The sequence below is a fragment of the Methylocystis echinoides genome (assembly GCF_040687965.1).
GTDB classification, from domain to species: Bacteria; Pseudomonadota; Alphaproteobacteria; order Rhizobiales; family Beijerinckiaceae; genus Methylocystis; species Methylocystis echinoides_A.
Genome location: NZ_CP156084.1, coordinates 1224460 through 1237050 on the forward strand (window position 1 = coordinate 1224460; position 12591 = coordinate 1237050).

12 protein-coding genes and 1 tRNA gene are annotated in these 12591 nt (G+C 64.4%); 4 read left to right on the forward strand and 9 right to left on the reverse strand.

What is annotated here, in order from left to right; genetic code table 11:
• Positions 1-10 precede the first annotated feature (10 nt).
• Together RVU70_RS05870 and RVU70_RS05875 are read right to left on the reverse strand one after the other, a co-directional pair.
• The gene (locus RVU70_RS05870) at positions 11-814 is read right to left on the reverse strand and encodes a glycosyltransferase family A protein (RefSeq protein ID WP_363350147.1); all 804 of its coding nucleotides are present in this window, start codon (positions 812-814) and stop codon (positions 11-13) included.
• A 188-nt stretch (positions 815-1002) separates the two neighbouring features.
• A tRNA-Leu gene (locus RVU70_RS05875) sits at positions 1003-1087 on the reverse strand.
• A 195-nt stretch (positions 1088-1282) separates the two neighbouring features.
• On the opposite strand from RVU70_RS05875, the gene RVU70_RS05880 reads away from it, so the two are divergent.
• Entirely contained in the window at positions 1283-2290 is a 1008-nt protein-coding gene (locus RVU70_RS05880) for a complex I NDUFA9 subunit family protein (RefSeq protein ID WP_363350148.1), read from the forward strand.
• 37 nt (positions 2291-2327) lie between these two features.
• Here the strand turns inward: RVU70_RS05880 and RVU70_RS05885 are convergent, their stop codons facing one another.
• The 6 genes from RVU70_RS05885 to RVU70_RS05910 all read right to left on the reverse strand — a co-directional run bounded on the left by RVU70_RS05885 (position 2328) and on the right by RVU70_RS05910 (position 9341).
• On the reverse strand, positions 2328-2996 hold the full coding sequence (locus RVU70_RS05885) for a sulfate transporter family protein (protein ID WP_363350149.1): 669 nt from the start codon (positions 2994-2996) through the stop codon (positions 2328-2330).
• A gap of 193 nt (positions 2997-3189) precedes the next feature.
• The gene (gene scpA / locus RVU70_RS05890; RefSeq protein ID WP_363350150.1) at positions 3190-5352 is read right to left on the reverse strand and encodes a methylmalonyl-CoA mutase; all 2163 of its coding nucleotides are present in this window, start codon (positions 5350-5352) and stop codon (positions 3190-3192) included.
• Positions 5353-5457: 105 nt separating this feature from the next.
• A complete protein-coding gene (locus tag RVU70_RS05895) occupies positions 5458-5805 on the reverse strand; it encodes a cytochrome c (RefSeq protein WP_363350152.1) in 348 nt (115 codons plus the stop codon).
• 43 nt (positions 5806-5848) lie between these two features.
• Positions 5849-6277, reverse strand: coding sequence for a universal stress protein (locus tag RVU70_RS05900; protein ID WP_363350153.1), 429 nt, complete (start codon positions 6275-6277; stop codon positions 5849-5851).
• Between the two features lie 97 nt (positions 6278-6374).
• Positions 6375-6866 (reverse strand): response regulator, encoded by a 492-nt coding sequence (locus RVU70_RS05905; RefSeq protein WP_363350154.1) that lies wholly within the window; start codon positions 6864-6866, stop codon positions 6375-6377.
• Positions 6867-7292: 426 nt separating this feature from the next.
• Positions 7293-9341, reverse strand: coding sequence for a YgiQ family radical SAM protein (locus RVU70_RS05910; protein WP_363350155.1), 2049 nt, complete (start codon positions 9339-9341; stop codon positions 7293-7295).
• A gap of 203 nt (positions 9342-9544) precedes the next feature.
• On the opposite strand from RVU70_RS05910, the gene RVU70_RS05915 reads away from it, so the two are divergent.
• The 3 genes from RVU70_RS05915 to RVU70_RS05925 all read left to right on the forward strand — a co-directional run bounded on the left by RVU70_RS05915 (position 9545) and on the right by RVU70_RS05925 (position 11753).
• A complete protein-coding gene (locus tag RVU70_RS05915; RefSeq protein ID WP_363350156.1) occupies positions 9545-10720 on the forward strand; it encodes a pyridoxal phosphate-dependent aminotransferase in 1176 nt (391 codons plus the stop codon).
• Positions 10721-10790: 70 nt separating this feature from the next.
• Positions 10791-11039, forward strand: coding sequence for a hypothetical protein (locus RVU70_RS05920; protein ID WP_363350157.1), 249 nt, complete (start codon positions 10791-10793; stop codon positions 11037-11039).
• A gap of 192 nt (positions 11040-11231) precedes the next feature.
• A complete protein-coding gene (locus RVU70_RS05925) occupies positions 11232-11753 on the forward strand; it encodes a hypothetical protein (protein ID WP_363350159.1) in 522 nt (173 codons plus the stop codon).
• Between the two features lie 82 nt (positions 11754-11835).
• Here the strand turns inward: RVU70_RS05925 and RVU70_RS05930 are convergent, their stop codons facing one another.
• Positions 11836-12294, reverse strand: a complete 459-nt coding sequence (locus tag RVU70_RS05930) for a hypothetical protein (RefSeq protein ID WP_363350160.1) — start codon at positions 12292-12294, stop codon at positions 11836-11838.
• Positions 12295-12591 lie beyond the last annotated feature (297 nt).

A 12591-nucleotide genomic window follows, 5' to 3' on the forward strand; every position in this document is an offset into this window, starting at 1 on the left:
GCGGCGGGAGCTAGAAATACGTCGATTTTGGCTGCGGCTCCGCGAAGCGGCAGGCCACGAGTCGAGTCAATAATAGAAAATAGAAAATTCGCGTTCTTAGGGAGAACGGCGGAATTGGCTTGACGATGTGCAACGCTATTTTGGCGAGACCAGTCAAGCTCAGCATTTTCCGGTTTGTGTAATACGCAATTGCAACATGCTCATTGAGCTGTTTGAGCATGAGTTTGTCGCTGATGTTAGGATTAGCGGCGTTGCTCATCCCCGCTCCGGAGATCCGCGCGACCGCCAGCGCTCGCGTGTGAACGAGCCAGTTCGACCACTCCTGATCTTCCGCCGAGAAAACTTCCGGCCTGAACGGCCTGGAGCGGACCAAGTCCGTTCTCAAAATGGCGCAAGTATTCCACACGCCATTGAAGCCGTTGAAATTCGACCGGTCTATGCGCTGGTGCGTCAGCGGCTTTCTTTCATTATCGAAATAGGCCGCGCCAATCGTTTCGTCGCGATCCAGCAGATCGAGCGCGTAGCGGATTGCGCCCGGGTCCGACAGGGCCGTGTGCGAACTGATAATCAGAACCTTGTCACAGGAAACATGGGCGATCCCTTGGTTCAACGCCGAGGAGTAATTGAATTTCTCGCCAACGAAGCGATGCACGACCGCGCCTTCCGGCAACAGTGAAAGGGTGGCGTCTCGAGAGCCGGAGTCGACGAAGACATATTGGGAAGGCGGCGCCGACTGCTCGGAGAGTGACCGCAGGGTGGCCGCCAGAGTCTGCTCGGAATTGAAGGTGCGGATGAGGGCGGAATAGCTGCTCATGGCGTTTGGGTCTGTGCCGGCTGCTGCAAGTCTTCTGACGCGCCGACCAGTGGCGCTCCCTAAATCAGCTGGGGCGCAGTTGGACTACGGCCGCCGCGCGCAACGCCTTGCAGGTCGCATGGTGATGAGCGCCAAGCAAATGAAAGGCAACCACGCAGAACAGGCGCTCACAGACGCGCCAGTCAATATGGTGCCCAGGAGAGGACTCGAACCTCCACGGCTTTCACCACTGGTACCTGAAACCAGCGCGTCTACCAATTCCGCCACCTGGGCATGTGGGGGCTCTCTTAGGGGCGCCGCCCTGCTTCTGTCAATCTCGATCCGCACAAAAGTTGTGACGGCCGGCGAAAAGCCGGCCAAACGCGCTTCCGAGCCTCCCGGCGCATTTCCTTCGCGGCCAAATTTCGCTAGAGCACGGGCGACGAATATTGAGCCGGCGCGGCCGGCGCGGCGAATGGAGCATCAGGCATGAGCGGCGTGAACGTGGGCGCGGGGCGCGTGGTGACGGTGTTTGGCGGATCGGGCTTCGTCGGACGCTATGTCGTCCGAGCGCTCGCGCGCGACGGCTGGCGCGTTCGAATCGCTTGCCGTCGGCCCGACCTGGCTTTCCACCTGCAGCCGCAGGGGCGGGTCGGACAGGTCATGGCGGTTCAGGCCAATGTGCGCCACCCGGAATCGGTCGCGGCGGCGCTCCGCGGCGCCTCAGCGGTCGTCAATCTCGTCGGCATCCTGGCGGAGGGCGGGGCCCAGACCTTCTCCAAGGTTCAGGCGGAGGGCGCGCGCGCCGTCGCCGAGGCCGCCAAGGCCGCCGGCGTCGACACGGTCGTCCACATCTCCGCCATCGGCGCCGACCCGAGTTCGGGCGCCGCCTATGCGCGCAGCAAGGCCGCGGGCGAGGCCGCGATGCGCGACGCCGCGCCGTCGGCCGTCATCCTGCGCCCGTCTGTGATCTTCGGGCCGGAAGACGATTTCTTCAACCGCTTCGCCACGATGGCCCGCTTCTTCCCGATCGTCCCGATCGTCGGGGCGGACACCCGGTTCCAGCCGGTCTATGTCGGCGACGTCGCCGAGGCCGTCGCCGCCGCCGTGGCCGGCCGCGCCCAGCCCGGAAGCGTCTATGAGCTCGGCGGGCCAGAGACCAAGACCTTCGCCGAACTGGTCGAATATGTGCTCAAGGTCACCGAGCGCGCGCGCCGGGTCGCGAAACTCTCCTTCGGGACTGGCCAGCTCGTCGCCCGCGTGACCCAACTCCTGACGAAGGCGTCTCTGGGCCTCTTCCCCAAGCTCCTGCGCATGACCACGGATCAGGTGGAATTGCTCAAGCACGACAATGTGGTGAGCGAAGAGGCCATCCGTGACGGCCGCACCCTGCAGGGCCTCGGCGTGCAGCCGCAGGCGATCGAGGCGATCGTCCCGACCTATCTCTACCGCTATCGCAAGACCGGCCAGTACCAGGCGCAGCGCCTCGGGGCTTAAGGTCGCGCGCCGCGGAACCGGCGGCGCGATCCGCCGGTCAGCGCGTCGACAGGAACTTGTGAATCCGCGCCATAAAGGCGACGCCGAACAGGGGCGTCAGCACATTGAGGCCCGGCGTCGCGACGAAGGCGGCGATGAACAGGCCGGCCAGAAAGAGCTGCGGCGCATAACGGCGACGCAGCTCGGTCGCCTCCTCCAACGGGCGGAAGCGCGTGGCGGCGAAGAGAAAATACTCGCGGCCGAGCAGATAGGCGTTGGCGAAAAGGAAAGCCACGGCGTTGACGCCCGGCACGAGCAGCAGAAGCAGCGCCAGAAAATTGACCGCCGCCGAGATCGCCGCAAAGCGCAGGCCCATGAGGATGGCCTGGGCGGCGGGGATCGCTTGGCCGCGACGCCCCGGCGGATAAAGATCCGCTTCGACGACGTCGGCGAGATCGTCGAGAAAGAGGCCGGCGACGAGGACCGAGATCGGCCCGATCAGAAACGCGAGCAGAATGAAAAGGCCGACGCCCGTCGCGTAAGTGAGGGCGAGCTGCAGCCAGGGATGGTTCACCGCGACGTAAGACAACGCCAGCCTGTCGAGACCCACCCAGGCAAGCGCCAGGAAGAGGAAGGTCATTCCGAGGCTCTTGAAGAGCACATTGCGGAACGGCGGCGAGACGATCTCGCGCAGGGCCGCCAGAGCGGCGTCGAACATGAAGGTCATCTCATGGCCTCGAGCAGCCGCTTGCGGGGCGGCCGGCATCCACTTGGAGATGGGCGCGCACAGGCGCAAGGGCGAGATTGAGCGAGCGCGCGCTTAGAGCCTTGCTTGAGGCGTTCCAGCAGCTACGCGTCGCCCCCACCCACTGCCCCCTCCCCGCCGCTTGGCGCGAGCAGGGGAATGTCGCCAGCTCGCCTCACCTCGTTTTCGCGACCTCCCGCTGCGCGAAGCCCAAGCGGATATTGAGCTCGTGCAGGAGCTTTTCGGCGGCCGCGGGGATGTTCGTGCCGGGCGGGAAGATCGCGGCTGCGCCGAAGTCGAGCAGCGCCTGGAAGTCATCCGGCGGGATGACGCCGCCGACGACCATCATGATGTCCTGGCGGCCCACCCGCGCCAGCGCGTCGCGCAGCTCGGGGGTGAGGGTCAGGTGGCCCGCGGTCATGGTCGAGACGCCGACGATGTGAACGTCCGCCTCCTTGGCCTTCTGCGCCACTTCGTCGGGGGTGGCGAAGAGGTCGCCGATGACGACGTCGAAGCCCATGTCGGCGAAGGCCGAGGCGATGACCTTCTGGCCGCGGTCGTGGCCGTCCTGGCCCATCTTGGCGACGAGAATGCGCGGCTTGCGGCCGGTGTTTTCCTCGAAGTCGCGGGTCATGCCGACGACGCGGCCAACCTGTGCGCTGTCCTTGCCGGCTTCCTTTGCATAGACGCCGGAGATGACGTTCGCCTTCGGCTTGTGGCGCGTGAAGACCTTTTCGAGCGCGAAGGAGATTTCGCCGACGCTCGCCTTGGCGCGCGCCGCCTTCACGGCGAGATCGAGCAGATTGGCGCCAGACGTCGCCCCTTCCGTCAACGCGTCGAGCGCGGCCTGAGTCGTGGCCTCGTCGCGCTCGGCCCGCAACCGTTTCAATTTGTCGAGCTGCGCCGCGCGCACCGCGGCGTTGTCGACCTTGAGCACATTCGGCTTGGCGTCGTTCTCGGGGCGATATTTGTTGACGCCGACGACGACCTGCGTCCCGCTATCGATGCGCGCCTGCGTCTTGGCGGCGGCCTCCTCGATGCGCTGCTTGGGAACGCCCGCCGCGATGGCCTTCGCCATGCCGCCGAGCCTCTCGATCTCTTCGATATGTTCCCAGGCCTTTTTGGCGAGTTCGGCGGTGAGGCGCTCGACATAATAGGAGCCGCCCCAGGGGTCGATGATGCGGGTCGTGCCGCTCTCCTGCTGCAAGACAATTTGCGTGTTGCGGGCGATGCGCGCCGAGAAGTCGGTCGGCAGCGCGAGCGCCTCGTCCAGCGCGTTGGTGTGCAGCGACTGCGTATGTCCTTGCGTGGCCGCCATCGCCTCGATGCAGGTGCGGATGGAATTCACGTAGACGTCCTGCGCCGTGAGCGACCAGCCGGAGGTCTGGCAATGGGTGCGCAGCGTCAGGCTCTTTTCCGACTTGGCGCCGAGATCCTTCATGAGCCGCGCCCAGAGCAGGCGCGCGGCGCGCAGCTTGGCGACCTCCATGAAGAAATTCATGCCGATGGCGAAGAAGAACGACAGCCGCGGCGCGAAGGCGTCGATGTCGAGACCGGCGGCGACGCCGGCGCGGACATATTCGACGCCGTCGGCGAGCGTGTAGCCGAGCTCGAGATCGGCCGAAGCGCCCGCCTCCTGCATGTGATAGCCGGAGATCGAGATCGAGTTGAACTTCGGCATGTGCTTGCTGGTGTAGCCGAAAATGTCCGACACGATCCGCATGGAGGGTTCCGGCGGATAGATGTAGGTGTTGCGCACCATGAATTCTTTGAGAATGTCGTTTTGAATGGTGCCGGTGAGCTTGTCGGCGGAGACGCCCTGTTCCTCCGCCGCGACGATGAAAAGCGCGAGCACGGGCAGAACGGCGCCGTTCATGGTCATCGACACGGACATCTGATCGAGCGGAATGCCGTCGAACAGCGTGCGCATGTCGTAGATCGAGTCGATCGCCACGCCCGCCATGCCGACGTCGCCCATGACGCGCGGATGATCGGAATCATAGCCGCGATGGGTGGCCAGATCGAAGGCGACCGAGAGGCCCTTCTGGCCCGCGGCGAGATTGCGGCGATAGAAGGCGTTGGAGTCCTCGGCCGTGGAGAAGCCGGCGTATTGGCGGATGGTCCAGGGCTGGGCGACATACATGGTGGGATAGGGTCCGCGCACGAAAGGCGCGACGCCGGGGAAGCCGTCGACGAAGGAGAGGCCTTCGACGTCCGCCGGCCCGTAGTCGCTTTTCACCTCGATCCCTTCCGGCGTCATCCAGCTGCGCGGCGGCGTCTCCTGCGCGACCGAAACGGGGGCGAAGGGGATTTTGGCGAAATCGGGAATGGCGGACATTTTACCCTCGGCTGTTTAAGCCTTTCTCATAGACGAGAGAGGGCGCCGGCGCAAAGTCTGCGCCCCCGGGCGATTGCCAAGTTTTCAGGAAAGCGAAGAGAGCCGTCAGCGCTTCTGGATCGACGCCAGATAGGCGAGCAGCGCCTCGACTTCGCCCGTTTCGAAGCGGAACTGCGGCATGTCGAGCCCTTCGTGGCCGACCACGATTCCCTCGCCCAACGCCTCCTCGAGATTGGCGAGCGGATATCGCCGCGCGAGAGAGCGAAACGGCGGGGACTTGGGATTGGGGCTCGCGCCCCGCCGGCCAACCGCATGACAGGCCCCGCAGTTGTTTTTTGCGATCGCCTCGCCCTGTTTGAGGGCGCTCTTGGACGGGGGCGCCGGCTGCGCCGCCGCAAAGCCGGCGGGGAGCGCGAGAGCCGTGAGAAGCGACAGCGCGGCGAATCGGGACATGAGACGGGAGTCTAGTCGCAGCCCCCGTCCCTGTCACGGACGCCTACTGGCGGACGACGAGCACCGAACACTTGGCGTGGCGGACGATCGTTTTCGCGTTGGAGCCGAGCAGGTAGGTCGCCATCGTCGGCCGATGCGAACCGACGACGATCAGATCCGCGCTCCAATCTTCGGCTTCCGCGAGCACCTCGGGATAGACGGCGCCGAAGCGCACGGTCGACGAGACGCGCTCGCCCGGCAAATCGACCTTGGCGGCGAGATCAGCGATCTCCTTCTCAGCCGCCTCGCGCATTTCTTCGTCGAAATTCGGTGGGATATAGTCGACGAAGGCCACCGGCACGAGCGGTTGGACATTGATGAGCCGCAGGCTCGCCTCGGAGCCGGTTTTGGCCAGGGCGAGCGCAGCGTCGAGCGCAAGTTTGGTCATGTCCGGCTCGCTCAGATCAACCGGCACGAGAATCTTCTTAAACATGGACGTCTCCCTCAACGCCTTCTCATATAGGCATTCCCAATGGCGGACGAGAGCGAACGCTCTGGCCGCGAGAGACGAGAATAGCCGAAGGAGCCCCTTATTGCTTGCGGGTGAGCCGGCTGACCGCGCTTTTCGTCGCCATGATGGTGTCGAGCGACTGTGAGCGCTTCGACGTCGCCTTCGACACGGCGTTCTTGATCTCGTCGACCGAATAGGGCTTCGGGATCACCAGCACCGGCTCCAGCTCCCCTGTCTGCAGCCACTGGGGAACGGCGGTGACGAAGATTACGGCCGCGTCGATGCTTTTCAGCATCTCGTCGACCGCAACGATGCCGGAGCTGCCGTCAGCGAGCTTGACGTCCGCGACGACGACGGCCGGCCGCGCCTTCAGCGCGAGCGACAGCGCTTCTTCGTGCGTGCGGGCCGGGCCGATCACACGGTGGCCGAGATCGCTCACAATCAGCTCGATGTCCTTGGCGATGATGGACTCGTCTTCGATCACCAGCACGTCGAGCGCGCGGCGCTGTCGCTTGGTGCGGGGCGCCTGCGCCGTCTCGGGCGTCTGCGCGTCTTCAGAAGGGAGGTTCACGTTCTGCCTCTTCCTTTGCAGCGCCCGGCGGCTCCTAAAAGGTCGAAACCCGCTTCCCGAAGGGCGCCTGGGGCCGGCGGAGTGGGCGCGGCCATGGCTGCAATGCTGTTTAACGCGCCCATTCCCCAACCGTTCCGGCGGCTGGGCTTTTTCTTCAACGACTTGGCCGGCGCCTTTGCGTCACTTTGTCTCACCCGGCCTCGCCCAAACTGAGCAAGTCGTCATTGATCGGGGCCGGGGCGCCCAATAGGGTTGCGCCAGTCAGCCCTTCCCTCAGCTGACATCGCCCTCCTCGGGCGTTCTCCCCCGACTTGGGCTGCTGGCGACAGCAGCCCTTTTTCTTCGACCTGGCGGTCGTTCACTTGCAGTCGGCCGCGTTCAAAAGCGGGAGCGCGGCGTCATGAATGACGCGCGCCTCGCCGGCGCCTAGACGCCCTTCGTGAGAAACGGCCGTGGCGCCTGGGGCCGCGGCCGGCCCTTCTGCGCCACGCGACGCCCCTCCCCCGCCCGGCCGGTCCCGGCCGGCTGCCAGGCCGGCACGAGCTGATGCTTGCCCGGCCCGATGAGATCGGCGCGGCCCATGGCCTTCAAGGCGTCGCGCAGCACGGGCCAGTTTTCGGGATCGTGATAGCGCAGGAACGCCTTGTGCAGGCGGCGCTGGCGCAGGCCCTTCACCGCGTCGACCGGCTCCGAGACGCCGCGACGCACCGGCTTCAGCGGATTGAAGCCGCTGTGATACATCGCCGTGGCGAGCGCCATGGGCGACGGCAGATAGGTCTGGACCTGATCGGCGCGATATTTGTTGCGCTTCAGCCAAAGCGCCAGATTCATCATGTCCTCATCCGTCGTGCCGGGGTGGGCGGCGATAAAATAGGGGATGAGGAAATAATCCTTCTTCGCCGCCCGCGCCGCGGCGTCGAAGAGCTGCTTGAACCGATCGTAGGCGCCGATGCCCGGCTTCATCATCTTCGAAAGCGGCCCGGCTTCCGTATGTTCGGGCGCGATCTTCAGATAGCCGCCGACATGATGCTCGACGAGTTCGCGCACATAGGCCGAGCTTTTGACGGCGAGATCGTAACGCACGCCGGATGCGACGAAAACCTTCTTGACCCCCGGGATCGCCCGCGCCTTGCGATAGAGCTGGATCAAGGCCTCGTGGCTGGTGTCGAGATTCTTGCAGACATCTGGATAAACGCAGGACGGGCGCCGGCAAAGCGCCTCCGTCTCGCGATCCTTGCAGGCCATGCGATACATATTGGCGGTCGGCCCGCCGATGTCGGAAATGACTCCGGTGAAGCCCTCCGTCTTATCGCGGATCGTTTCGATCTCGCGCAGGATGGAGCCCTCCGAGCGCGACTGAATGATGCGTCCCTCATGTTCGGTGATGGAGCAGAAGGAGCAGCCGCCGAAACAGCCGCGCATGATCGTCACCGAATGACGGATCATCTCCCAGGCAGGAATTTTCGCGCCGCCGTAGGCCGGATGCGGCGCGCGCGCAAAGGGCAGCTCATAGACCGCGTCCATTTCCGCCATGGTCAGCGGGATCGGCGGCGCCGTGAGCCAGACGTCCTTGTCGCCGTGGCGCTGCACGAGCGGGCGGGCGTTGCCGGGATTGCTCTCCTTGTGCAGCACGCGCGAGGCGCGGGCGTACGACTCTGGATCGCCGCGCACCTGCTCGAAGGACGGCAGGCGGATGACGATCTTCTCCGCCTCTTCGCCGGTCCCCCGGCGGCGGCCTTCGCTCGGATCGTCGAGATCGTCGGCGGCCGCCTCGGTCCAGCCGTCGGGCGTCGCATCACGCAGCAGGGCGAGACCGCGAAGGTTTGAAAAATCCTGGTCGAGCCCGCTTTTCGCGATGCGATGCGCGACATCGACGAGCGCACGCTCCGCATTGCCATAGAGCAGCAGGTCGGCCTTGGCGTCGAGCAGGATGGCGCGGCGCACCTTGTCGGACCAATAGTCGTAATGGGCGATGCGGCGCAGCGACGCCTCAATGCCGCCGAGCAGGATGGGCGCGTCCGGGAAGGCCTCGCGCGCGCGCTGCGCGTAGACGATGACGGCCCGATCCGGCCTTTTGCCGCCCTCTCCACCCGGCGTGTAGGAATCATTGTGCCGCAAGCGGCGATCCGAGGTGTAGCGGTTCACCATGGAATCCATGTTGCCGCTGGTCACGCCGAAGAAGAGATTGGGCCGCCCGAGCGCGCGGAAGGCGGACGCGTCGCGCCAGTCCGGCTGGGCGATAATGCCGACGCGGAAGCCCTGCGCCTCCAGCAGCCGGCCGACGATCGCCATGCCGAAGCTCGGATGGTCGATATAGGCGTCGCCGGTGACGAGGATCACGTCGCAGGAATCCCAGCCCAGCGCCTCCATTTCGGCGCGCGACATGGGCAGGAAGGGCGCGACCCCGAAGCGCTGCGCCCAGTATTTACGGTAGGAAAAAAGCGGCTTTACGGCCTGCGGTTCGAGAGTGGCCATGACCTAGCGGTTTTTATGAAAGGAACGACCGGCGGCGCCGGATCTTTGACGCCATTCTACCACAGGCCGCCAGCTGAATGCATTAGCGCCGCGCCAGGAAGACGGGGCCGCCCGCCCGCATGCTATTGAAGAAGGTCTAACGCTCGGGCTAGGGAAGCGGCGTCAGCCTGCCAGAGGGTCGGCCGCTCGCTTTCAGGACGCTCATGCACGACTCCCGCCGCCTTCAGGCTGTTCAGACGCCCATCATCCCCGTGATCGCCGATCTGATCCGCGCTCATCCCGGCACGATTTCGCTTGGCCAGGGGGTCGTCAATTACGGGCCCCCGCCGGCCGCCGCCGAGGAAATCGCGCGCTTCCTCGCCGAGCCCGACAACAACAAATATCAGGCCACGTCGGGCGTCCCGTCGTTGCTCGAGGCGCTGTCCCGGAAGCTCGCGGCGGAGAATGGCGTCGCCGTGGGCCCTGGCCACGGCAACCGGCTGATGGTCACCGCCGGGGGCAATCAGGCGTTCCTCAACGTCGTGCTCGCCATTCTCGATCCGGGAGACGAGGTCATCCTCCCGGTTCCCTATTATTTCAATCACGAGATGGCCATTGTTATGGCCAACACGCGCCCGGTTCTCGTCGAGACCGACGCGAACCACCAGCTCGATCTCGACGCCATCCGCGCCGCCATCACGCCGCGCACGCGGGCGATCGTCACCATCTCGCCCAATAATCCATCCGGCGCCGTTTATCCGAAAGAAGCGCTAAGCGCCGTCAATGCGCTTTGCGCCGAGCGCGGACTCTTCCATGTGAGCGACGAGGCCTATGAGTATTTTACTTATGACGGCGCCAAGCCGTTCTCACCGGCGTCGATCCAGGGCGCCGCCGCGCATACGATTTCACTTTACTCCATGTCCAAGGCCTATGGCTTCGCGAGCTGGCGGATCGGCTGGATGGTCTTTCCCGAGTCGCTCGAGCCGGCGATGCGAAAGGTTCAGGACACGGTGATCATCTGTCCGCCCGTCATTGCTCAATACGCCGCCGTCGGGGCGCTCGGGGCGGGTCGCGCCTTCGTGCAGAAGCAGGTGGACAGGCTTGGTCAGACGCGCGCCATGGTGAAGAGCCAACTCTCGGCGTTGGAAGAGGCCGGACTGGCCGAGCTTCCGCACGCCGCCGGGGCGCTCTATTTCCTCCTGCGACTGAAATCGAAGATGGGGCCGCTCGATTACGCATCGAAGCTCATTCGCGAGCATGGCGTTGCGGTCATTCCCGGCGACGCCTTTGGCCTGACTCGAGGCTGCCATTTGCGCGTCGCCTACGGCGCCTTGCGACCGGAGACCGCCGTCGAAGGCGTCGGCCGCCTCGTCGCGGGCGTCAGGGCGCTCGCCGATTGAGGGAAGAACGGCGGAACGCGGGTTGGCTTTCGCAGGTTCTCGCTGCGGCCGATCGCATAGGAGGAGGCCCATGGACACGCGCGCCGCGCTTCTTCTCGTCGTTCTTTGCGTCGTCAGCGCCGCGCCGGCGCTGGCGCAAAATGAACGGCCCGGCGACGAAAGCGGCGACAGGGGCGGAAGCCTGAGCGAGAAGCTCGACAAGGGGAAGGGCGTAATCAAGCCCGCGCCGGGCGTCGACCCCCATATCGTGAAGCCCGCCCCTGACCTTCCGCCGCAATCCACGCCTGTAATTCCGCCGCCCGCGCCGCAGGCCAAGTGACGCGACGTGCGCGCAACGGCGACGGTCTGGACCGGTTTTCTCGCTTCGAAAAAGCGACGGGCGCGCGTCACAGCACCGTCTTCGGGAAACGACAGCGAGACGCTCTGCAGTTTCAACTTCTCTTCGCTGTCGCCGGCTCTATCTTGAGCGTAGCTTCAAGTCGAAATGTTTCGCTTTCGGCTTGGAGGAAAAATGAAGACGACTTGCTACTTGCGTTTTTGTGGCGCAGCAATCCTGTCGCTGGCGTTCGCGTCCCCTTCAGCCGCGACCTGCGTGAGACCGAGCGGTGAATACGCTGGACAGGGCGGCGGATCCGTCGTCTCTGTAGATGGAAAGCTTCTGGGCGCACAAACGGAAAGATGGTCCCTCACTTTCCCGACCTTCAAGAATTCTGGCGTTGTGTCGATGTCGGCGACCGTAAGAATGGCTCTGCCCGGCGCCCCTTTGGGGGGCATATTGGAACTCTTCAATGGGACGACATACCCTTTCGATGAGACCAAGGTATACTCAGCATGGGATCCCACCACCTGTAGCGGCGTTCTTCGCGGCGTGGGCGGCTGGGCCTCTTTCGGCTCCGGAAAGATCCTGATTCAGCGCCAATATAGTTTCACCAGCGCCGATAATGGCCGCGTCGTCACACTGGCCCTGGGTTACGACGCGAAGACCTCTGAGCCCTATTTCCCCGCCTACGTCATCCGGCTCGAAAAGCAGTAGTCGATCCAAAGAACGGAAGCGCGCTCCTATCCAGGATTTCCGCATCTCGAGGCGGGAGCGCGCGCGCAACGCGGTTACGCCCTTAAACATGCTCCTTCAGCGCCCGGACGAGCTTGACCAGCCTGCGCATGACCCGCTGCCAGACAGACTCATATCTGGCGCGGATGACCGGTCGCCCATCCTTGACGACGAGGCGCCAGCCGTCGTTCGGGCCCCTCTCGAGCAGCCCCTTGCTTTCCAGCAGGCTGAGCTTTCTGCGAACCGTCTCGCGCGGTATCGTCGTGATCTGCGCAATGCGCGACAGGGTCAAATGATGATGATGCTGTTGCGGTCCCGCTTCTTCTGACGCCGCGTTGATGCGTTCGTCTCGCAGGTAATAGCGGGAGATCGAGATGAAGATGAGCAGAGCGTCCAGATCCCCTTCGAAAATCGCCCGCATGTCGACGAGGTGCGCGAACAGGAACTCGAGCAGTTCGTGCTGAAATTTGACGTAGTTCTCCTCGACGATGGTCTGAGGGATGTCCGGCTTCGCATCCATCATCTTGGCCCTCTTACGCCTTTAACGAAGCGAGCCTGTTTCGCCCGCGGCGCAGAATTCAATCACGTCGACAATTGTCGTTCAGGCGGAAATCGAAAGAAAAAAACCGTTGGCGCAGGCGGTCGGCGACAGTTGGAAAAGCGCCTGTTTCGCCGTTTTACGCCATGAGATTTGGCGCACAGGTAAACATAAGCGATCCAGGAATCAAGCGCGGGGCGCGACCACAGCGGCGCCGCCCATGGCGCGCTCAAGCGGCGCCGGAGCGGTGAATCAAGCGCAGGGGCTCTCGGAAGGCCCGCT